Source organism: Streptomyces sp. NBC_01283 (assembly GCF_041435335.1).
Lineage (GTDB): Bacteria > Actinomycetota > Actinomycetes > Streptomycetales > Streptomycetaceae > Streptomyces.
On sequence record NZ_CP108430.1, the window covers coordinates 6,481,772 to 6,503,931 of the forward strand.

At 67.1% G+C, this 22,160-nt stretch carries 17 protein-coding genes; 4 read left to right on the forward strand and 13 right to left on the reverse strand.

The window, feature by feature from the left end; all coding sequences use genetic code 11:
* Positions 1–37: 37 nt before the first annotated feature.
* The 3 genes from OG302_RS29320 to OG302_RS29330 all read right to left on the reverse strand — a co-directional run bounded on the left by OG302_RS29320 (position 38) and on the right by OG302_RS29330 (position 4,300).
* Entirely contained in the window at positions 38–1,792 is a 1,755-nt protein-coding gene (locus tag OG302_RS29320; protein ID WP_371529517.1) for an NAD+ synthase, read from the reverse strand.
* 115 nt (positions 1,793–1,907) lie between these two features.
* Positions 1,908–3,608 (reverse strand): multicopper oxidase family protein, encoded by a 1,701-nt coding sequence (locus OG302_RS29325; protein WP_371529518.1) that lies wholly within the window; start codon positions 3,606–3,608, stop codon positions 1,908–1,910.
* A 134-nt stretch (positions 3,609–3,742) separates the two neighbouring features.
* Positions 3,743–4,300 carry a hypothetical protein gene (locus tag OG302_RS29330; RefSeq protein WP_371529519.1) on the reverse strand — a complete coding sequence of 186 codons (558 nt, stop codon included), beginning with the start codon at positions 4,298–4,300 and terminating at the stop codon, positions 3,743–3,745.
* Between the two features lie 187 nt (positions 4,301–4,487).
* Here OG302_RS29330 and OG302_RS29335 point away from each other — a divergent pair, with 187 nt between their 5' ends.
* Complete coding sequence (locus OG302_RS29335) at positions 4,488–5,117, forward strand: DUF998 domain-containing protein (protein WP_371750269.1); 630 nt, start codon at positions 4,488–4,490, stop codon at positions 5,115–5,117.
* Positions 5,114–5,941, forward strand: coding sequence for an alpha/beta fold hydrolase (locus OG302_RS29340; RefSeq protein WP_371529520.1), 828 nt, complete (start codon positions 5,114–5,116; stop codon positions 5,939–5,941). The genes OG302_RS29335 and OG302_RS29340 overlap by 4 nt, the downstream gene beginning before the upstream one ends.
* A gap of 533 nt (positions 5,942–6,474) precedes the next feature.
* Here the strand turns inward: OG302_RS29340 and OG302_RS29345 are convergent.
* From OG302_RS29345 to OG302_RS29360, 4 genes are all read right to left on the reverse strand, one after another.
* Positions 6,475–7,530, reverse strand: a complete 1,056-nt coding sequence (locus tag OG302_RS29345; RefSeq protein WP_371529521.1) for a LacI family DNA-binding transcriptional regulator — start codon at positions 7,528–7,530, stop codon at positions 6,475–6,477.
* Positions 7,531–7,691: 161 nt separating this feature from the next.
* Positions 7,692–9,329: a sugar ABC transporter substrate-binding protein gene (locus tag OG302_RS29350; protein ID WP_371529522.1), complete on the reverse strand. Its 1,638-nt coding sequence runs from the start codon at positions 9,327–9,329 to the stop codon at positions 7,692–7,694.
* A 101-nt stretch (positions 9,330–9,430) separates the two neighbouring features.
* Complete coding sequence (locus tag OG302_RS29355; RefSeq protein ID WP_371750270.1) at positions 9,431–10,294, reverse strand: carbohydrate ABC transporter permease; 864 nt, start codon at positions 10,292–10,294, stop codon at positions 9,431–9,433.
* Between the two features lie 107 nt (positions 10,295–10,401).
* On the reverse strand, positions 10,402–11,256 hold the full coding sequence (locus tag OG302_RS29360) for a sugar ABC transporter permease (protein ID WP_190081452.1): 855 nt from the start codon (positions 11,254–11,256) through the stop codon (positions 10,402–10,404).
* A gap of 347 nt (positions 11,257–11,603) precedes the next feature.
* Here OG302_RS29360 and OG302_RS29365 point away from each other — a divergent pair, with 347 nt between their 5' ends.
* Positions 11,604–12,575, forward strand: a complete 972-nt coding sequence (locus OG302_RS29365) for a hydroxyacid dehydrogenase (RefSeq protein WP_371750271.1) — start codon at positions 11,604–11,606, stop codon at positions 12,573–12,575.
* A 189-nt stretch (positions 12,576–12,764) separates the two neighbouring features.
* Here OG302_RS29365 and OG302_RS29370 read toward each other — a convergent pair whose 3' ends face one another.
* Both OG302_RS29370 and OG302_RS29375 read right to left on the reverse strand, forming a co-directional pair.
* Positions 12,765–13,388 carry a DUF305 domain-containing protein gene (locus OG302_RS29370; RefSeq protein WP_371529523.1) on the reverse strand — a complete coding sequence of 208 codons (624 nt, stop codon included), beginning with the start codon at positions 13,386–13,388 and terminating at the stop codon, positions 12,765–12,767.
* Positions 13,385–14,047: a DUF3105 domain-containing protein gene (locus OG302_RS29375; protein WP_371529524.1), complete on the reverse strand. Its 663-nt coding sequence runs from the start codon at positions 14,045–14,047 to the stop codon at positions 13,385–13,387. The genes OG302_RS29370 and OG302_RS29375 overlap by 4 nt, the downstream gene beginning before the upstream one ends.
* Positions 14,048–14,364: 317 nt before the next feature.
* On the opposite strand from OG302_RS29375, the gene OG302_RS29380 reads away from it, so the two are divergent.
* Positions 14,365–15,726 carry a glutamine synthetase family protein gene (locus OG302_RS29380; protein WP_160504710.1) on the forward strand — a complete coding sequence of 454 codons (1,362 nt, stop codon included), beginning with the start codon at positions 14,365–14,367 and terminating at the stop codon, positions 15,724–15,726.
* A 320-nt stretch (positions 15,727–16,046) separates the two neighbouring features.
* Here the strand turns inward: OG302_RS29380 and OG302_RS29385 are convergent, their stop codons facing one another.
* The 4 genes from OG302_RS29385 to OG302_RS29400 all read right to left on the reverse strand — a co-directional run bounded on the left by OG302_RS29385 (position 16,047) and on the right by OG302_RS29400 (position 21,540).
* Positions 16,047–16,403 carry a hypothetical protein gene (locus tag OG302_RS29385; protein WP_371529525.1) on the reverse strand — a complete coding sequence of 119 codons (357 nt, stop codon included), beginning with the start codon at positions 16,401–16,403 and terminating at the stop codon, positions 16,047–16,049.
* 226 nt (positions 16,404–16,629) lie between these two features.
* Positions 16,630–17,574, reverse strand: a complete 945-nt coding sequence (locus tag OG302_RS29390; RefSeq protein WP_371529526.1) for a hypothetical protein — start codon at positions 17,572–17,574, stop codon at positions 16,630–16,632.
* A gap of 269 nt (positions 17,575–17,843) precedes the next feature.
* Complete coding sequence (locus OG302_RS29395; protein WP_371529527.1) at positions 17,844–18,608, reverse strand: hypothetical protein; 765 nt, start codon at positions 18,606–18,608, stop codon at positions 17,844–17,846.
* A gap of 883 nt (positions 18,609–19,491) precedes the next feature.
* Positions 19,492–21,540 carry a hypothetical protein gene (locus OG302_RS29400; protein WP_371529528.1) on the reverse strand — a complete coding sequence of 683 codons (2,049 nt, stop codon included), beginning with the start codon at positions 21,538–21,540 and terminating at the stop codon, positions 19,492–19,494.
* Between the last annotated feature and the right edge of the window lie 620 nt (positions 21,541–22,160).

Below are 22,160 nucleotides of genomic sequence, written 5' to 3' on the forward strand. Positions count from 1 at the left end.
GGGTGGGCGGGACCAGGACGGTGCCGCCCACCCCGGGTCAGACGGACTCGCGCCAGCGGTTGGTGATCGGCAGCCGCCGGTCCTTGCCGAAGCCCTTCGCGGAGATCTTCGTGCCCGGCGGGTACTGCCGCCGCTTGTACTCGGCGGTGTCGACCATCCGCAGCGTCTTCACGACCAGCTCCCGGTCGTACCCCGCGGCGACGATCGTGTCCGCGCCCTGGTCCCGGTCGACGTACATCTCCAGGATCGCGTCGAGCACCGGATAGTCCGGCAGCGAGTCCGTGTCCACCTGGCCCGGGCGCAGCTCCGCGCTCGGCGGCTTGCTGATGGAGTTCTCCGGGATCGGCGGCGTCTGGCCGCGGTCGAGCGCCGCGCGGTTGCGCCACTCGGCGAGCCGGAAGATCAAGGACTTGTAGACGTCCTTGATCGGCCCGTACGCCCCGACCGAGTCGCCGTAGAGCGTCGAATAGCCCACCGCGAGCTCCGACTTGTTGCCCGGCGCGAGGACGATGTGGCCCTCCTGGTTGGAGATGGCCATCAGCATCGTGCCGCGCAGCCGCGACTGGAGGTTCTCCTCCGCGAGCCCGGTCAGACCGAGCGACCCCATGTACGCGTCGAACATCGGGGCGATCGGCACCGTACGGAAGTTCAGACCCGTACGCCGGGCCAGCTCCTCCGCGTCACCGATGGAGTGGTCCGAGGAGTAGCGGGACGGCATGGCGACGCCGTACACGTTCTTCGCGCCGAGCGCGTCGCAGGCGATCGCGGCGGTCAGTGCCGAGTCGATGCCTCCGGAGAGGCCGATCAGGACGCTGCTGAATCCGTTCTTCGCGGCGTACGCACGCAGCCCGACCACCAGCGCCGAGTACACCTCCTCGTCGTCGTCGAGCCGCTCGGCGTACCCGCCGGTGAGTTCCGGCTCGTACGCGGCGAGGGGCTCATCGGAGACGGTGACGTGCTCGATGCGCAGTCCGTCGTCCACGATGCCCGACGGCGGCCGCGGCGCGGCGGCCGGGAGGTCCAGGTCCAGGACCACACAGCCCTCGGAGAACTGCGGGGCCCGCGCGATGACTTCGCCGTCCCGGTCCACGACGACCGAGTCGCCGTCGAAGACGATCTCGTCCTGGCCGCCGATCATGGCGAGGTAGGCGGTGGTGCAGCCGGCCTCCTGCGCGCGCTTGCGCACCAGCTCCAGGCGCTGGTCGTCCTTGTTCCGCTCGTACGGGGACGCGTTGATGGAGAGCAGCAGACCCGCCCCCGCGGTGCGTGTCGCGGGGACACGGCCGCCGTCCTGCCAGAGGTCCTCGCAGATGGCGAGCGCGACGTCGACGCCGTGCACGCGCAGGATCGGCAGGGTCTCGCCCGGCACGAAGTAGCGGAACTCGTCGAAGACGCCGTAGTTCGGCAGGTGGTGCTTGGAGTACGTCAGGATGGCCTCGCCGCGGTGCAGCACGGCGGCGGCGTCCCGCGGGGCGCCCGCGGGCTGGCCGTACTTCGGCTTGGCCTCCTCGGTGCGGTCGAGATAGCCGACGACGACCGGCAGCTCTCCGTACCCCTCGTCGTTCAGCCGCGCGGCGAGCGCGCGCAGCGCCGCCCGCGAGGCATCGACGAAGGACGACCGCAGCGCGAGGTCCTCGACGGGATAGCCGGTCAGCGCCATCTCGGGAAACGCGACGAGGTGCGCTCCCTGCTCGGCGGAGTGCCGGGTCCAATGGACGATCGCCTCGACGTTCCCGGCGAGATCGCCGACGGTCGAGTCGATCTGATTCAGGGCGAGGCGTAGTTGAGGCACGAGGACCAGTGTAATCGTCAGAGCGACGCGATGCCCTGCGGGGCGGATGTGGGACGCCCCACTGGGGACGCCCCGAGGGGACGCCCACGGGGGGCGTCCCGCCTGGGGGTGCCGGTCAGCTGCGGTAGCCGAGGACCGTCATCATTCCTGCCTCCGAGTGATAGACGTTGTGGCAGTGGATCATCCACAGGCCCGGGTTGTCGGCGTCGAAGTCCACCGTCAGGGTGCCGTTCGGCAGGATGACCGCCGTGTCCTTGCGGGGGCCGCCCGCCACGTTGGCCAGGCTGAACGTGTGGCCGTGCAGGTGGAGCGGGTGCCACATCGCCGTCGAGTTGGCGAAGACCAGGCGGACCCGCTCGCCCGCGCGGACCGGGTGGCGGCGGTCGGGGGAGTAGGGCTTCTTGTCGAACGCCCAGTCGTACTTGGCCATCCCGCCGGTCAGTTGGATCCTGATCGTGCGGTCCGGCTTGCGGGACGCGAGCGCCACCGACGGGGCGGCGCGCAGCTTGTCCGCCGTCAGGAGGCGGCCCTTCAGCTCCTTGGGGCGGGTCGAGGCAGAGGGGGCCGCGCCGCCGCCCGTGCGGAGGACCGCGAGCGCCGCCGCCTTCTTGCCCTCGGCCGCCGCCGTCAGCGGGAACGCGCCATCCTTGGCGGTGACCAGGACGTCATAGCGCTCACCCATGCCGAGGAGCAGCGCGTCCGTCTTCGCATGCTCCACCGGGAAGCCGTCCGTGTGGGTCACCGTCATCTCGTGGCCGCCGAGCGCCACCCGGAAGGCGGTGTCGCCGCCTGCGTTGATGATGCGCAGGCGGATGCGGTCGCCGGGGCGGGCCTTGAAGGAGGAAGGGGCGTCCGGGGTGCGGCCGTTGACCAAGTAATGCGGGTAGGCCACGTCGCCCGCGTCGCCGCCCAGCAGGTCGCTCTTCGCGCCCATCATCATGCGGGAGGGGCCTGACGGCTTGGGGCTGGGGCTGGTGCTGGTGCTGGGCTCTGGGGACGCGTCCGTGCGGAGGGACATGTTCGACATGTCGTGGCCGCCGCCGTGATCCATGCCGCCGCCCGTGTCACTCCCGTTGCCCTCCATGTCGTCGCCGCCCATGTCGTGGCCGCCCATGCCCTCGCTGAGTTCCCTCAGGACGGCGTCCGGGGTCGAGCCGTCCACGCCGTCGACCCAGTCGTCCAGGACGACGACCCACTCCTTGTCGTACTTCAAGGGCTCCTTGGGGTCGTCGACGATCAGTGGTGCGTACAGACCGCGGTCCTGCTGGGTGCCCGAGTGGGGATGGAACCAGTACGTCCCCGGGTGCGGCACCGCGAAGCGGTAGGTGAAGTCGGCGCCCGGCTTGATGCTCTGCTGGGTGAGGCCGGGGACGCCGTCCATGTCGTTGCGCAGGGCCAGGCCGTGCCAGTGCAGGGACGTGGCCCGGGGGAGGTGGTTGGCGAGAGTGAGGGCGAGGGTGTCGCCCGCGGTGACGCGGACTTCCTTGCCGGGGAGCCGGTCGCCGTACGCCCAGGTCCTGACCGTGCGGCCGCCCAGGTCGAGCTTGGCCTGCATGGCCATGAGCTTCACCTCGCGGACGGTGCCGCCGTCCTTGGTCCGCTTCTTCTCCGCGGCGGCGACCTCCTTGCCGGAGGGGTCGACATAGCCCTCGGGCTCGGAGCCGCCGCCGTGTCCGGCGTGGCCGGAGCCGCCACCGGAGCCGGATCCGGAACAGGCCGTCAGGATTCCCGAACCGGCGACGGCGGTCGCGGCGCCGAGCAGGGCGCGGCGCGAAGGGGTGCGGCGGGAAGGGGTGCGCAGGGGCTGATTGCGCATGGCTGAGTACACCTCGTCGTAGTGGTGCGTGCAGATGGGCGCATCTGCTGCTTTTGATGCACCGCTCGACGCCCGGAGGTTCCCATCAGGGATCCGCCAGGTCGCGGGCAGTGCGAAGCAGCCGGTGCGCCGGCCTAAATGCGCAGCACCGAGAGGCGGGAGAGGAGTATGCGGGGCGGCGGCGGATTGGGCCGCGGCCCGTCGAGCAGCCGGGCGAGCGGGCGCACGGGGGCGGCGAAGCCGCCGGGCCGCAGCAGGCCCGCCTTCAGGAGCAGGACGAGGGTGAGGGCGGCGAGGACGGCCAGGCAGACGGACAGAGGGTCCATCCCGCCCATCCCCGGCATGGCCGGGTCGCCCGCGGTCGCCGGGTCGCCCGCGGTCGCCGGGGCGCTCACGGTCGTCGGGTCGCTCGTGGTCGTCGGGCTCGTCCCGCTCATCCGGTGTCGGTCGACGTCCTGTTCGGGGCCGCGTGCGTGACTCGCGGAGAGACCCGTTGCGGGGCCCGGTGAGTGAACCGTCGCGGCGCTCGACGAGTGAGTCGCCATGGAGCTCGATGAGGACGAGTGACGTGCCGTAGAGCTCGGTGAGTGGCCGGTCGGATGGCCCAGCGTATGCATCGTCACGATGCCGAAGAGCAGCGCGGCGAGCAGCAGGAGCTGCTTGCCGTTCGCTGATCTCTTCATGGCCGCCATGGGCGGAACCTTACCCCCGGCGGGTATTCCGCGACATGCGGGCCCCCGGTGCCCGACTGATCATGAGCCCATGACAAGTACGGACAAAGTGGTACAAGTCGCTCCGGTCGGGCCTGTCGCGTGCCGCGAGGAGCCCGGCTCCGATGTCGCCTCCTTCTCCGCTTCTGCCGCCGTTTCGGCCTTCCTCATGCTCGGCGCGGTCGCCTACAGCGCATGGCTCCTCGAAGCCTGCCTCGGCACGGGACTCTCGCCGCTGACGTCGTACGTGAGTGAACTCGCGGCCCGGGACCAGCCGTTCAGCACGCTGTTCCGCACGACCGACCTGACGGCCGGGCTGCTGATCCTCGCGGGCGCGGCGGGCGCGCTGCTGTGGCTGCCGCGCCGGTGGAGCACGGTCGTGGGGTGGGCGGGGCTCGCGCTGTTCGGGGCGGCCACCGCGGTCGACTCCCGCCTTTCGATGAGCTGCGCGCCGACCGCCGACGCGGACTGCATGGCCAGGGAGCGGGCGGGGCTCCTGCCCGCGACGCACGCGGCCCACGTGGTGAGCAGCAGTGTCGCGGTGACGGGGGCGCTGGTGGGGATGGTGGCCCTGACGCTCGCCGCACGGAGGCACGGGCTCCTGCCCTCCCTCGCGGACTCCACCGGCCTCCTTCTCCTGCTCCTCGAACTGGCCGCCACCGTCTGGACCCTGGCCTCCATCGCCGCCTTCGACGCGGGGTACGGCACGTGGGCGCTGGGGATGGGGCAGCGGCTCCAGGTACTGCTGATCGCGGTCTGGCTGGGGTTCCTCGCGAGGGCGGTGGTGCGGCGCGGATGAGTTTCGTACGGATCGGGGGAGTGCCGCACCACGTGCGGGTGACGGGGAGCGGCCCTGTGTGCGTGCTGAGCGCGGGGCTCGGGCTCGCGTGGTTCGACTGGGACGCGGTGGTGGAGATCCTCGCCCCGGCGCGGACCGTCGTCCGCTTCGACCGGCCGGGGTCGGGGCTGAGCGGGCACGCGCGCGTGCCGCCCACGCTCGCGGGCGAGGCCGGGCGGATCGTGCGGATCCTCGATGCGCTCGGCTTTGCGGGACCGGCCACCGTGGTCGGGCACTCCCTGGCGGGCTTCCACTGCGAGGCGTTCGCCCGCCTCCATCCGGAGCGCACGTCGGGCCTGGTCCTGCTCGACTCCAGCGTCGAGGAACGTCCGAAGGTACGGGTCCCGTGCGGGGTGCGGGTGGGGGCGGCCCGGGTGGGCGGGGCGGTGCTGGGCGGGGTGGGGCTGCCACGGGCGGTGGGGCCCGCGGTGCGGAGGGCGGCGGTGCGGGGTGACGTGGCGTCGGCGGGGGTGGTGAGGCGGGTCTACGGGGTGAGTCGTGTGTGGCAGGGGGCCCTGCTGGAGTACGCGACGTACGCGGACACGGCGCTCGAACTCACCGCCCTCCGCCGGGGCTTCCCCCTGCCGCCCCGACTCCCGGCGACGGTCCTCGCGGCGTACGCGAACGGCGCGGGCGGCTGGCTCACCCGCCAGCGTTCGCTCGCCACCTCCCTCAACGCGACCTTCCATGTGGCAACCCCCTCGGGCCACCTCGTCATGCGGGACGCCCCGGGGGCCGTGGCGGATGCGGTACTGACCACGGGCCAGCCAGGGTCCCTCCAGTGAACCGCCGAGAGGCGTCTGCGCTGTGCGCTGCCCTGGACCGCCGCTTCGCGCCGGATCTTTCCCACCCACCCAGCCACTCGATTACCCCGGGTCTAGTCCCGGTGGCAGGCGTGCCATCGCCCGGCGCCCACGCCGGGCCCTCGCTTGGCGACTGACGTGGGGCGTCGGCTACGCCGTGCGTGCGTCTGCGCTGTGCGCTGCCCTGGACCGCCGCTTCGCGCCGGATTCTTCCCGCCCCCACCCGATTGCCCGGCAGCGGTACAGCTACGTCAGGAGCGGCTATCACCCTGTAGCGCCTGGATGCCGGGCAATCGGGTGGGTGGGGTGCTTCCGTCGCGAAGCGGCGGTTTGGCGTGGGCGCCGAGCGGTGGCACGCCTGTCCCCCCGGGGACTCGACCCGGGGCAAACGGGTGGGTGGGCGGGAGACACCCGGCGCGGAGCGGCGGTTCAGGGCATACCGCCGGTGCACTCCGAAGCGGCGTCCCCCCAGCCCCCCGGCCCCGCCGGGCACGCGGCAGCAACGGCCCAGGCCCCTACGCCCCGCCTCCCCGCAGCCCCCGTACGCTCTCCCGGATCACGATGTGGGTGCCCAGGAGATGGCGTTCCTGGCCTGCCCGGGGCGCCCCCGCCAGGGCGAGGCGGACCGCCGTGCGGCCCATTTCCTCCGCGGGGATGTGCACCGTCGTCAGGCCGGGGGTGATGTCCGCCGCCACGGGGTCGTCGTTGTAGCCGACCACGGAGACGTCCTCCGGGACCCGCAGCCCATACTCCCGCAGCGCGATCATCGTGGCCGCCGCCACCCTGTCGTCGCCCGCGAACACCGCCGTGAAGTCCGGCTTTCCGTCCGCCTTCTTGAGAAGGTCCATGATCGCTTCGTAACCGTGGTTCTGTCCGAAGCCGATGCCGTGCAGGATCGCCTCCTCGCGCGGCACCCCGTGGTCGGCAAGCGCGCGCAGGTACCCGGCGACCCGGGCGTCGCCCGTGGTGTGGCCGGGCTGGTAGCCGATCAGGGCGATCTTGCGGTGGCCCGCGCCCAGCAGGTGGCTCGTGATCGCGTACGCCCCCGCCTCGTTGTCGTACTCGACGACCAGCGCGGGGACGTCCGGCGCCGGCGCGGGACGCCCGCACAGGATCAGCCGGGAGCCCGCCGCGGCCAGCGCCTCCGCGTACCGCGCCATCCGCTCGCGGTACTCGTCGTCCTCGATGACCCCGCCCACGAGCACCACCGCCTCGGCGGCCTGCTCGCGCATCATCTGCACCAGGGCCAGCTCACGGGCCGGATCACTGCCCGTCGACGCGACCAGCGTGAGCCTGCCCCGCTGGGCGGCCTCCATCTCCACGCCCTGCGCGACATGGGCGAAGAAGGAGCTCACCACGTCGAAGGTGAGGACCGCGATCGTCTTGCGGCCCGCGCCCGCCAACGCGCGCGCGTGCGCGTTGGCCACGTAGTCGAGGTCCTTGACGGCCCGCAGCACCTTCGCGCGCGACGCCGTCGACGTCGGGTAGTTGCCCGCGAGGACCCGCGAGACGGTCGCGACCGAGACGCCCGCCCGCGCCGCCACATCGCGGATGGTGACCCGCTCACCCACTGTGTCTCCTCATGTAGCAGTACCCGGTTCATGTAGCAGCACCCGGTCAGGGGCGCGTGCCCGGATCCAGTAGCCGTGCCCGGGGTCAAGTAGCAGTATCCGGGGCGGTGTTGCCCCCACGGCAGCCCGCCCCGGACCCATCATCCCGCGCCCGCGCCGGATCAGTGCGCGGCTTCGTGCTCCTTCGCGAACTCCTCGCGTGCCTTCTCGCCGCCCTGCGTCTGCCACTTCTTGTAGACGGCGTCCCAGTCGGACAGCTTCTTGCGGCCCGAGACGATCGCCGTGACCCCGTCCTCGATGACCTGCTGCATGGACGCGCCCTGCCGGTTGTACGTGTCCGACATCAGGCCCCAGTGGTCATCACGGACGAGGTTCGGCACGACCGCCTTCTCCCACGTGTGCAGCCGCTTGGTCAGGTCGGGGTAGCCCGGGAAGTACAGCGGCTGCGGTGCGTCCATCAGGTAGGCGAAGGGGAGGTTCGTCTTGTTCTCCACCAGGCCGAGCGAGGTGGGGATCGGGTCGCCGTTCTTGTCGTACTCGAAGTGCGTGCCCTCGACCCCGGAGTGCATCAGCTCGTACTCCTTGGAGCCGAACGGCGACGCCAGCCAGTCCAGGACCCGCAGCATCAGCTTGATGCGGTCCTTGGAGGCCTTCTTGATGACGGTGTAGCCGAAACAGCCGCGGTTCTGCTGGTAGACGGGCGTCGCGCCGTCGACCACGTACGGCACGGCCGCGTCCAGCGTGAACTCGTCCTTGATGCCCTGCGCGTTGGAGATGACCGCGCCCCAGCCGTCCGTCATCGAGCGGACGGTGCCGTTGTAGAACTGCGTCTTGAGGTCGACCTGGGAGATCGAGGTGGCGTCGGAGTTGTACGAACCCGCCTTGCGCATCTTCGACATGTACTCCAGGGCGGCCCTGAACTCGTCGGTCCCGTACATGTCGGTGACCTTGCCGTTCTTGATCTGCCACTGGTTCGGCGCACCGTGCCACATCGCGTGGTAGAGGTAGCCGAAGAAGCCGACCGACGAGGCGCCGAGCGCGGACTTCTTGTCCCGCGACGCCTCCCTGGCCATCGTCTGGAAGTCGGCCGCCGCCATGCCGGGCTTGTAGCCCGCCTTGTCGAAGGCCTCGCGGTTGATGAACATCGCGCCCTGCACCTTGGCGCGCTCGACCGGCAGGCCGTAGATGCCGCCGGAGACGCGGCCCATGCCCTCCCACGCGTACGTGGGGATGTTGGCGAGGTTCGGGTAGTCGTTCACCGCGTCACCGGACAGGTACTCCGAGAGGTCCGCGCAGCGCGACTTCACGAACTGCGACTCGCGGGGCAGGACGTACCCGCCACCGAAGTTGATCATGTCGGGCAGGTCGTCGCCGGACATCAGCGTGGACATCTTGGAGCGGAAGTCCGCGTCCGGCACGACCGAGAACTCGACCTCGACACCGAGGGCCTCGTTCATCGCCTGCCAGAACTTGTTCGATCCGACCGGCTTCGGCGGGGTGCCGTAGGTGATGGTCATGACCTTGATCTTCTGCTTGCCGTTGCCCGGCTTCTCGGCCGTGGCCCGCACCAGCTTCTCCGGGTACTTGGTGAAGCCGGGCTGTACGCCCTCGGCCGTGGGCGCGAGGTCCGGCTTCGGGCCCTTGGCGGGCGTGTACGTCGGCCAGGGCGTGGCCTTCTTGTTGGCGTTGCTGACCGAACCGCCGCCGCTCGAATCCGTGGAACACGCGGTGAGCAGGGAGGGGGCCGCGACCGCGGCCCCGCCGACGGCTATGGAGCGCAGCAGCGTACGGCGCGACATCGAGGAACCGGACACAGTGACAACCTTTCGAAAGCCGGGGAATTGGCTCAGCGGTATGGGCTCAGCACCTGAGGAATGGGCTCAGCACCTGAGGAACTGGCTCAGCTCTTGATGGCGCCGGTGAGCACGCCCTTGGTGAAGTACTTCTGCAGGAAGGGGTAGACGATCAGGATCGGCACGGTGGCGATCACCAGGACGGCCATCTGCATCGTCTGCGGGGCCGACACGTTCGACGCGTCGCTCAGCCCGGTGTCCGCGATCTGCGAGCCGCCCATGACGTACGTACGGAGGACCTGCTGGAGCGGCCAGTGGTCGGACTCCAGGTAGATCGAGGCATGGAACCAGGCGTTCCAGTAGCTCACCGCGTAGAAGAGGCCGACGACCGCGAGGGCCGCCTTGGAGAGCGGCAGCACGACCCGCCACAGGATCTGCCAGTCGTTCGCGCCGTCGAGCCGCGCCGCCTCGTACAGCTCCTCGGGAACGCCCTGGAAGAAGCCGCGCAGGACGACCAGGTTGAAGACGTTGATGAGGACGGGGACGATCAGCGCGCTGTAGCTCTCCAGCATTCCCATGCCCTTGACCAGCAGGAACGCCGGAACCATGCCGGGCGGGAAGAGGAAGGTGAACAGGACGATCAGCAGGATCGGCTTTCCGCCGTACACCTTGGGGCGGCTCAGCGCGTACGCCAGGAACGTCGTGCACGCGAGTGAGGCGAGCGTGCCGATGACGGTGACGGCGGCGCTCACGCCGAGCGCCTTGGTGACGATGCCGCCCTCGAAGACCTGCTCGTAGGCGCGCAGGGTCGGGTGCGTCGGCCACAGGACCCAGCCGCCGTTGTCGATGACCTCGCGGTTGGAGGCGAACGACGTCGAGACGATGACCAGGAACGGCACGAAGACCATGACCAGGATGGTGACGATCGCCAGGGCCTTGGCCACCTGGGTGACCGGCTTCGGCTTCTCCATCCAGGAGGGGCGTACGGGGCGCATCGACTTCCCGGGGCGTGCGGGGCGCAGGGGCCGGGTGGGGCGTGCGGGGCTCGTGGGCCGCGTCGCGACGGCGGATTTCGTGCTCACTTGTAGACCCCCTGCTCGCCGAGGCGATGGGCGACCTTGTTGGCCGCGAAGACGAGAATCGCGCCGACCACGCCCTTGAACAGGCCCGCCGCCGCGGCGTATCCGGTGTCGCCGCCGACGATGCCCTGCCAGAAGACGAAGGTGTCGAGCACCTCGCCGGCCTCGGGTCCGACCGACTGCCGTTGCAGCAGCATCTGTTCGAAGCCGACGGAGAGGATGTCGCCGAGCCGCATGATCAGCAGCAGGATGACGACCGGCCGGATCGACGGGAGCGTCACGTGCCAGAAGCGGCGCCAGGGGCCCGCCCCGTCGATGGCGGCGGCCTCGTACTGCTGCTCGTCCACCTGCATCAGCGCGGCGAGGAAGATGATCGTGCCCCAGCCGGCGTCCTTCCAGACGACCTGCGCGACGACGAGCGCCGGGTAGGCGTCCGGGTTGCCGATGATGTCGACGGAGTGCAGACCCGCCTGCCCAAGCACGGAGTTGAGGAGGCCGGTGTCGGCGAGCACCTGCTGGAACAGGGCGACGACGATGACCCATGACAGGAAGTGCGGCAGGTAGACCACCGACTGCACGAAGCGCCGTGTCAGGTCCGAGGTCAGGCTGTGCAGGAGCAGGGCGAGCCCGAGCGGGACCGGGAAGAAGAAGACCAGCTGGAGCACCGCGAGGAAGAGCGTGTTCCAGGTCGCGTGCCAGAAGTCCGGGTCGCCGAACATCCGGTCGAAGTTCTCGAAGCCGACCCAGGGGCTGGCCCAGAGGCCGTCGAAGGGCACGTACTCCTTGAAGGCGACGGCGTTCCCGATGAACGCGCCGTAGTGGAACACCAGGAAGTACGCGACTCCCGGGACCATGAGCAGCAGCAGGACTCGCGAGGAGTGAAACCGTTTCCATCGCTCATCGCGCTTGAGTTTGTTGCCTTTTGGCCGGTTACTGCGCTCGCCGGGCGGCTTCACCGCCTCGGTTTCCGTCCGGTCCTTCGTCACCGCTGGCACGGCAGCCCCTCCGTCGTCGGAACAAGGTGACCGGAATCTAAAGCGGTTACTACCGCCGGTCAACCCCCTTGGCCACGCGATCTCTTGACCACTGTCCCGACTTCGGCCTAGCCTCCAGGCGCTGTTGGGTAACCGGTTACTACGAGGGATGGTCACGCGTGGCAGACCAGGCAGAGTTGAAGGGTCCACCGATCGCCGCACTCGCGATGAGCTCGGATGTGGCGGACCGGGTGTTCGCCCCCGCCGTCCGCGAACGGCTGGCCCGCAGCGTGGACTTGGTGCCCGGCCTGCTCGCCGGGCCGCTCACCGCCCCCGACGCACGGGCCGTGCTCGCCGACACGGAGATCCTGGTAACCGGCTGGAACTGCCCGCCCATCACGGCGGAGGTCCTCGCCCACGCCCCTCGGCTACGGGTCCTCGTACATGCCGCCGGGTCGGTGAAACCCGTGGTGACGGACGCGCTGTGGGACCGGGGCGTGACGGTCTCCTCGGCGGCCGACGCCAACGCGGGCCCCGTCGTGGCCTACACGCTCGCCGCGGTCACCTTCGCGGCGAAGGGCGCGCTGTCGGCCGCGGCGGGCTATGCCGAGGGGTGGCCGCCCTTCACCGAGCGGACGGGCGGTGACGCCCGCACCATCGGCATCATCGGCGCGTCCCGCATCGGCCGCGGGGTCATCGCCGCGCTGCGCGCGTCCGACGTGGGCTGGCGCGTGCTGCTCACCGATCCGTACGTCACGGCGGAGGAGGCGGCCGGGCTCGGCGTGGAGCTGGTCGCCCTCTCGGAACTGTGCCGGCGCAGCTCGATCGTCAGTGTCCACGCGCCCCAACTCCCCGAGACGCGGGGCATGGTGAGCGAGGAGATGCTGAAACTGATCCCCGACGGGGGCACCGTCATCAACACGGCACGCGGCTCACTGGTCGACACGGAGGCGCTGGCCAGGGAGTGCGGGTCGGGGCGCCTCGACGCGTTCCTCGACGTGACGGACCCGGAGCCGCTGCCCGCCGGACATCCGCTGCTCGTGCTCCCGAACGTACTGGTCACCCCGCATGTCGCGGGGGCACAGGGGAGCGAGGTGCGCAGGCTCGGGGAGTTCGCGGTGGGGGAGGTGGAGAGAGTCCTGGCGGGGGCGCCTTTGCGGGGGAGGCTGCTGCGGGAGGAGCTGGCGCGGCTGGCGTAGGGTCCGGTCCGGCCGGAGGCGATCAGTCAGCCCGTCCGGCGTTTGAGGACGAACTCGGCGGAGCCGGTGATGCGCGGTGGCGGGGCCCTGCGGCGCCCTGCGGGGCCCTGCGGAGGGGTCAGCCCCCGGCCGGGGCGGCAGCAAGCCCAAGCCCAAGCCCCACCCCGCCCCCGGCCGACTGCCGCGAAGTCACGGCTTGGCGCCCCGCGCCTTCAGCAGGTCCGCCATCAGTTCGATCTCCGACTCCTGCGACGCCACCATCCCCCGCGCGAGCCGCACCTCCGCGCCCACCTCGCAGCGGTCCACGCACCCCTCGGCCATGTGGACCCCACCCTTGTGGTGCTTGGTCATCAGCTGGAGATAGCGCACCTCCGCGGCCCGGCCGCTCAGCTTCTCCAGGCCCTTGAGCTCCGTGTTCGTCGCCATCCCGGGCATCAGGGCGCCGTCCTTGCCCGGCGGCATGTCCCCCATCCCCATCCACTCCATCGGAGCCTGCTCGGGCACCTTCGGCAGCTCCCACAGGTCCAGCCAGCCGAGCAGCATGCCCCGCTGGTTCGCCTGGGTCTGGGCGATGTCGTACGCGAGGCGGCGGATCTCCTCGTCCTTCGTGCGGTCGCGCACGATGTACGACATCTCCACGGCCTGCTGGTGATGCGTGGCCATGTCCCGCGCGAAGCCCGCGTCGGCCGAATCCGTGGAGGGCGCGGACGTGCCGGACGAGCCGTCCGACGACGCGACCGCGACCGTGATCCCGCCGCCGGCCACGGCCACCGCCGCGACGGCCCCCACGATCCAGCAGGTGCGCCGCCTCACTGGCCCTTGCCGCCCGTGCAGGCGGCCCCCGGCTCGGGCGTCTGCTTGCCCTGTACGTAGGTGGAGAAGAAGGAGGCGACCTTCGGGTCGGATGCGCCGGTCACCGTGCGCTGGTGGCCCCAGGCCGACAGCATGACCGGGTCCTTCTGGTCCTTGACCGGACTCATCAGCGAGTACGGCGTCTGCTTGACCTTCGCCTCGAGCTTCTTCAGGTCCGCGGCCTTCGCCTTGTCGTTGTACGTCACCCAGACGGCGCCGTGCTCCAGGGAGTGCACGGCGTTGCGCTCGGGGAGCTCGTCCTTGTAGACGTCGCCGTTGCAGTTCATCCACACCTGGTCGTGGTCGCCGCCCACCGGCGGGGTCATCGCGTAACTGACGTCCTTCGTGACGTGCGTACGGCCCAGCTTCTTCGCGTCCCAGACCTTCTCGCCGTCCGCGGTCGTCTTGAACGTCGGCGCCGACTTCCCGTCGGCGGCCGTGTCGGAGTCGTCCGCCTTCTTGAAGAGGACGACACCGCCCACGACGAGCCCGGCGACCACCACCGCGCTCAGGGTGATCGTGATGATGCGGCCACGGCGGTCGCGGGCACGCTCTGCCCGGCGCAACTCCTCTATCCGGGCCTTGCGGGACGAGCTGCTCGTGTTCTTGGCGGAACCCATGATGTGTCCTTCGGCGATGCGGCGATACGACGGAAAGGGCGGGACGCGCGTGGCGGAACATGGTGGAGCGGTTCGCTGATCGTAATGGGCGAGCCCGGCGGGCTGTAGGGGCAGTCCGGGCCGCCCGCTGTTACGGCCGCGCCGATCAGCAGGCACTATGGGCACAGGGCGGCACATGGCCCGCAACGTGCCCGAAACGGTGTGGTGGGATGCTCATGTGCCCCGATGCGTCCTCAGCCGCGAGAACAACGCGCGCACAGCGCGGGAAGAACACGGACGCAGGCGGCCTGACCAGCAATGATGGGTGGAAGTGGAAGATGGACAAGCAGCAGGAATTCGTGCTCCGGACACTCGAGGAGCGCGACATCCGGTTCGTTCGCCTGTGGTTCACGGATGTCCTCGGCTTCCTGAAATCGGTCGCGGTGGCCCCGGCCGAGCTGGAGCAGGCCTTCGACGAGGGCATCGGCTTCGACGGCTCGGCGATCGAGGGATTCGCCCGGGTGTACGAGTCGGACATGATCGCCAAGCCGGATCCGTCGACGTTCCAGGTCCTGCCCTGGCGCGCGGAGGCCCCCGGCACCGCCCGCATGTTCTGCGACATCCTGATGCCTGACGGCTCCCCGTCCTTCGCGGACCCGCGCTACGTCCTGAAGCGCGCCCTGGCGAAGACCTCCGACCTGGGGTTCACCTTCTACACCCACCCCGAGATCGAGTTCTTCCTCCTGAAGGACAAGCCGCTGGACGGCTCGCGGCCCACCCCCGCCGACAACTCCGGCTACTTCGACCACACCCCGCAGAACGTCGGGATGGACTTCCGCCGCCAGGCGATCACGATGCTCGAATCGATGGGCATCTCGGTCGAGTTCAGCCACCACGAGGGTGCGCCGGGCCAGCAGGAGATCGACCTCCGTTACGCGGACGCGCTCTCCACGGCCGACAACATCATGACGTTCCGTCTGGTCATGAAGCAGGTCGCGCTGGAGCAGGGGGTCAACGCGACCTTCATGCCGAAGCCGTTCTCCGAGCACCCCGGCTCGGGCATGCACACGCACCTCTCCCTCTTCGAGGGCGACCGCAACGCCTTCTACGAGTCGGGCTCCGAGTACCAGCTCTCCAAGGTGGGCCGTTCCTTCATCGCGGGCCTCCTGAAGCACGCCGCCGAGATCTCCGCGGTCACCAACCAGTGGGTGAACTCCTACAAGCGCATCTGGGGCGGCTCGGAGCGCACGGCGGGTGCGGGCGGCGAGGCCCCCTCGTACATCTGCTGGGGCCACAACAACCGCAGCGCGCTCATCCGCGTCCCGATGTACAAGCCCGGCAAGACCGGCTCCGCGCGCGTCGAGGTCCGCTCGATCGACTCGGGCGCGAACCCGTACCTGACGTACGCGGTCCTGCTCGCCGCGGGTCTCAAGGGCATCGAGGAGGGCTACGAACTCCCGCCGGGCGCCGACGACGACGTCTGGGCCCTGAGCGACGCGGAACGCCGCGCCATGGGCATCGAGCCGCTCCCGCAGAACCTCGGCGAGGCGATCGCCCTGATGGAGCGCTCGGAACTGGTCGCCGAGACGCTCGGCGAGCACGTCTACGACTTCTTCCTGCGCAACAAGAAGCAGGAGTGGGAGGAGTACAGGTCAGAGGTGACGGCCTTCGAGCTGCGGAAGAACCTGCCGGTGCTGTAAGGGCAGGTCGGAGAGTTTTCCGTTCACTTCCCCGAGGGGGCCCACAGCCGACGGCTGTGGGCCCCCTCGGCTGTCGGCCTACGGCTGGGCCGTCTGTGGGCCGTCTGACGCTGGACCGAGCCACCAGACTCACCGTCACAGGGCTTGGACAGGTGCACGCCTTCCAACTGTGGTGGTGGGGCTTGAGGCTCCGAACGGGGCCGTTCACCTGCGTTCATGTGCGACCGGCCGTGAGAGTGGCTACCGACTTTCGTCCCGTCTGAACGGCCGTGAACGGCGCTGAATGAGACGGAGACTGAGACGGAAGCGGGCCTCCTCCTTCAGGGCCTGAGCCGGTTCTGCTGAGGGTCGAAGCAGAACAGCCCCATTGAGTCCGCGAGGGTCGCCGCGTAACTGGAGGCCTCCTCGGCCATGCTCCAGCGCATCGGGAAGTAGACGAGTGGGCCGCGTGCTTCCCCGATCAACGGCCCCGTTGACCAGGGGGAGGTGTCCTCCTCATCCTCGGTCACGTCACACCACCGCTCCAGGAGGGCAGCAACGTAAGCCGCTATGCGTTCGGTCGGTGGATGCTCCGCATCTGTATCGACGTAGCGCTCATAGAGGCCGGTGAACGCTCGCGCGGCTGCCTTGCCGTCCGGAGGGCGCTCGCCCTCCCACACAGCCAAGTCGTAGCTCATGCCCGGAGGCTCTCACGCAGCACTGACAGGCCGACCTTGTTGGTGACCTAGGGCTAGTTGTGCTTCTGAGACCGTGCGACTGCTTCGTCCCGAAGCAACTTGGGTGGGTGTTCGGCCTTTGGGCGGTGCGCTTCTCACCAGCTGCGACTGTCCGCAGACGTTCGCGGTTGTCCGCCGCTGCGCGTCGGCGTTGTCACGCAGTTAGACGCTCCGGAAGTTCGAATGGCTAGACCCGAGGTGCCATACCACCGGGAAGCGGACGTAGGGCACGGACGATCGTCGAAGCATGCTTGATGGCCAGGTCAGCCTCTGCTTTTGAGGGGGTGCTCCCTCCATGTGCAGCCATGTTCCTGACACCGGCGATCTGGCTCTTCACGACGCTCAGCTTGACGCCCGGCATGCCGCCCAGTTTCTCGCACAGGCCATGGAGGTTGATGATCCCGTTGACATCTTTGATCACTTTCTCGACGAACACGGCTGGGAGCCTTCTCCGTGTGAGCTGATCACGCACGTAGGAGGCCAGGGCCACTTCGGCGGCCGTTGCCGCATCAATGACTGCTTTGCGGTAATCGCCCCCTATGAGCGCATCCTTGGCGTACAGCAGCGTCCGGTGCTCGATGGGAGGGTGTTCTCCCTTCGAGGCGCAGCGCAGTGCTCCGCGTAGTTGCTCCCGGGTCAGGGGCCCCAGCCCAACGTAGAGGGTCCTGAACCGCGCGGGGCTTCCGACGAGGTGTCCACGCTGGATGTGCAGGTGGATGGCTGACGACCTGAGTTGGTTGTCCCAGTCCCGCAGGGGTTCGCCGGTACGCAGTGCGGCCCATTCTTGGACGATCCGGGACCAGGTGAAGAATCCCGCACTCAGCGTCTCGAACTCAGGGGAATCCCACATCTCATCCGACGGCGTGAGCAGTACGGAGCCTCCCGCAGTATGGACGGGACGCAGCCGGTCCGAACTCTGGTACCCCCAGCGGTCCTTGAAAGCTTCCAGGACAGCGTCGGGGAGTGGGGTGCCGGCGTAGCTCAGGGGCGCTGAGAGGCTGCCTTGACTGCTTCCGTCATCAGGCACCCGAGGCAGGGTCATGGTGACCTTGTGTTCGCCGATCATGACGGTCTCCATGAGGCCGAGATCATTCACGTCGACAGGAAGTCCCCAAGGGAAGTGCAGGCTCATTGTGTACCTGCGGCGGCGCGGTGGCATGCAGACAAGTATGGAAGGCCGCGGAGTCTGATGGCCCTAGTTTCGGGATACGAATCCACATGTTGGGTCGTAGCGCTGTTGGAGTGCACACGACTCCGGGGGGCCCTTCGCTCCTACGTATATGTGCAGGTCAGAGGGATCAAGATCCTTGAGTTTAGATGCCCAGTCCGCGAATAGTCCACGCGGGCTGATGCTGGCATGGGAGCTCTCGCTGGCACCGTTACGGCTGAGGGGCCCTGCCGTTATCCGCTCGTCATCTGTTGCACTACGGATCGTAGCTCTGAGTCATCTTGTTGATCACGCCAACAAACAAACTGGGCGCGAATTCCATTCTCTCGAGCTTGCAGCAATGCATTGGCTGCGGGCTGAGAAAGGCGGACGTTAGCCACCATGATTGCTTTCCCGATGGCTGAAGTCATTCCGATGAATCTCTGGATTTCACGGACTGAGACAAGAGAGGTAGCCGGACGGAATTTGATAGTGACGCTTACATGGTCCCCCCTTGGAATTGATAGACGCAAATCAAAACCTTCGTCCAGGGAAGCGAACTGCGCGCTCCCGCCAGACGGTAGGGCATCGGTGATACGCCGCTCGATCAATCGCTCGTAAACCTGCGCACTAAGTTGAATAAACCACGGATCCTTGCTTGCGCCTGGGTCTACAGCCCTGAGAGCAGCGAGCCTTTCGATAGCGGCTTCTGGCGGAGTTTCCTTGATGCGCTCCAGCTCTTGTTTGCGCCTCGTGGCCAATGCGAAGCGGAGTTGCGTGTCGCCATGACCGAGGCTTTGCAGTGGGTTTCCGCTGACCAGCATGACCAGAAAAAGAGCGCCCACAAGGACGAGGGCAACGCTCCCGGCCTGATTGTCTGTCGTGAAAACAGCGACTGCCCCGGCGCTGGTCAAAGGAACACCTACGATGCCGGCCAGCGTTCGGGCCAATGTAGGCAAAGCCTCTGCTTCGGGCTCCTCGGGCGAGTCGGGCGGATCGGGATCAGCGGGTTCGGGCACGGCTGCAGTGTAGGAGCGCTCCTAGCATTTGTGGAGAGGTCGCCACGCATCTCGTGCTGATCAGTCTCGACGCGTCGTTGGTTAGAACATTGCTGATGGGTTGCTCGTCGTCTCCAGCCGGGCAGAAGATCTTTCCCCTTGATGCGAACTACGGGCGGGGTGGTCGCTCAGGGCTCTGAACGTGGTCAGGTGGCCTGCGGCGGTTCATGACGTCCGCTCACAGTCGGTGCGGTTGCTGTACTGCGTTGCTGTACCTCGCCGCCTGCTACGAGGGCAGTTACCAGGCCGACGAGATCGACGTACCCGCTCACCGCGTCCGCCGGCGCTCCCCACGCGAGCACAATGACAACCACCACCGTGATCACCAACGGCTTGAGCCTAGGGTTTGACAAGCCCCACGGGGGCAGAGTCACACTCATCTTTGAGCCTCCAAAGGGTTCGTGCCCACCTCGTCACTCTCGCCGGGAAGCCTGCGTGACGGGGTGGGCTTTTCGTTCACCTCTGTCGAGTGTGACTGACAGCGTGTCGGGATTCACTGCCTGAGGGGGGATCAGGAAGCTGAATGTGCAGGAACATGGCCACTGGAGCAATCAGCCCTGGAGTGTTGCCTCTAGTACGTAAGTTCGGTAAGCCGATCACTCCGTCGCGGGATGCGCTCTGACCTTCGGGCTTCCACGGATGGTGTTGTGTAGACGGCGCAAGAGGCAGGGAATAAGTTGGGCGTTTGACTTAGTGTGTGAGAGTCGCTGTGGATTGTTCCTGATGACCTGTGCGACCGTCGGCCAACGCCACCTGCCGAAGAACTGGCGAAATTTCCGACATCTGGGCCAGTAGCCGTTGCTGGGAAGGCAGAGTGCTGCTTGTTATCAAGCTACTCCCAACGCTAGTCCATCCCGAGGTCACGTGCTACCTGATCTGCCTCGTGACGGCGATACCTTTCATTCCTTTCTGTGCTGTTCTTCCACCCCTCAGAAATCGCTACGATCAACGGGACGATGATTAGCAGACGGAAGAGCAGGACTTCTACACCCACAATCTGACTGGTGTAGCCCAACGGCTGTTTCCATTTTAGGATCATATCCACATCCGCCAGTGGTATGGCGTCAGCTAACTCCCAGAGATAGAAGGCTCCGATGGAGCTAGCCTGCACGCTCTGATTTCGTTCAGACTGGACCTCTGCAATTCCCGTAGAATGCAGGATAAACGTTAGCGACGCAAAGAAGACAATTGCGCAAGCTACGACATTTACGGCGTACATAATAGGTGCAGCCGTCCCCCATCGGGCAACCAGGCGATCGAAGAGCCGCTCTCGATTGCCGCCATTGGATACCTGCTCCAGTTGTCGAGCAAGAATGAGCCCCGAGATGATTAAGACTAAGCCTTGCATCGTAAAATGCAAGTGATTCATGATGAAGGAAATCAGAATGTAGGAAAGCGCTGCGGGGGCCGTGAGTCGGCCGAGTCGAGATAGGTGGCCAATTTTCCGACGAGCAATGGCCAGCGAATCGCTCATTACTCTTGAGCGATCCAATCGGGCCATGAAATGTAGAAAATGGCGAGTGAGTGGCGGCGGGTTCGAAACGAGTGTGTCCTCTTGCGCTATTCGCTCGAAGTCCAGCACGGAATCACCGGATTCCCCTTGTGATGCCGAACGGGTATGCATAACTTCGAGAAATTCCCGCGCGACCAAGCCGTAACCGATCGTCGTTGGATGTACCCCGTCGAGCGAGAACAAGCCGCCCTTGACTCGCTCCATGGTATCCGACACGAAGAATCTCGTGTCAGGTATAGGAGTCAGTCTGGTGATGGCGGGTGGGAGGATTTCGGCCAACGTCTCAGGACTCTGGAGAGTTCTGCATGACAGATCATCGAACAATGCGGCGATATCTACTAGCCGCCAATCTCTGCCATTCAGTCTCGCATCCCGAACGGTCTTGGTGATTGCCTCGTTATAAGAGTCGATCGCTTCATCTACTTGACGAACGTCGGTTCCTGTTATGTGGGGATGCCTCATTGGCTCAAACCGACGCTCGAAAGCCCACGGGCGTGCGTACTGTGGGTAATATCGCGTCCCAGAAGGGCGTGGACCTACACCTTGCAGGATAGGTAGCACCGTTAGTGAAGGGATAGTTGCCCATAAAACTTGTCGAGTCTTAATGTGACTCATCTCATCTGTCAATTTTTCCAGTTGAGCGGCGAAATGCTCCGGCCGTAGCATTGTATGGTAAGGATCGGTCGAAAAGGGTTCTTTCGACCAGCGTAAGAGCAGATCTGTGGCCGGCCTAATTGCGCAATCCCACCCCATCCATACGAGAAGGGTTTCGATGCCGTCGCCAGGGACTCCCTCGCGAGTCCCGTCATCACCTAGAGATTGTGCACATTGCATTGCGGTCAATGCGTGCTCGCCTTTTCTAGCCGCCCCTAAGATCTGTAATGCACTTATGTACGTTTGATGAGAAGGAAGCGTCGGCACCAACACCCTCGACGGTGTGGGGTATGAGCCAATTCGCTCGCGCGCCACATCTGCCGTAATGTGCATGAAGTCCGGAATCTCAAACCCGTACATCGATAGATTATGGTAGATATTTGGAGCCTGCTCTCCTGCACCTTTGAGGATTGAGTAGGAGTGTGCGCGGATCTGTTTTACGAAGCGAAAAAGAGATATATAGGCCGATGGGATATCGAGCCAAGTTATCCTGTTTCCGAACTGCTCGCCGAGTGCCCGTGAGAAAAATTCGAGATTTAGAGGGATCCCGCCCGGTCCTCCATATTTCGGATGGTTGAATTCATGAAGGATTCCGAGCTGTCGGGCAATGAGTGCAGGCACCGATAGATGTTCGTTGAAGACCGCTCCGCTTTGAAAATTCTGCATGAAGCTGTCGCCTATCGCGACCAAGCGATGCGCTGGCGTGCCAACTGTCTGCGCCTGCACGGTGATTCCTAGTGTCGGATCTCCATATGGCATTTTCGCCCTCCCCACTTATGCGTGCAGTGCACTGCCAGGAGAAGCTAAAGTCAAGATGACGCCTCGGAGTGCTGTGATGACCAGGTCGGCGTAGCGACTTTGGTCGGGAGCTGCTTTGGCGCGAGTGATCATGGCCCCGTAAGCTTCCGGCGCGTGGGCAGTCTGTTGACCTGCCCGTTAAAGCACGACGTTGGGGCCATGATCTTCGAGGCTCGCGCCAAAGTGGCTGGCTAAAGTCGCGGAGCCGACCGCCCTAGCCACGATGAGGTTCCTCCCGCGTCATGGCTGCGTTCGCCGTCCGGCGGTGTGGTGCGTGATCAGTGGGCCGTACGAACGCCCGCGCATCTGGCAGCGTCGGCCCGCGTGCCACCGCCACCGCGATCCGGCCTCTTTCGGTAACACAAAGCGTCTTTGACCTGCACTGCTGGGGATCACTGCTCGCCCCCGTGCCTGTGTTGGGTTTTGGCCGCTGCGTGTGGCGACGGGCGGGCGGCGACGTGCGGCCGGTGGCGGAGACATGGAGGCGGCGCGGCGGCGACCGACCGGCGCCGCCGCGCTTGGCGCGGCCCTCGGTTGATCCGACCTAC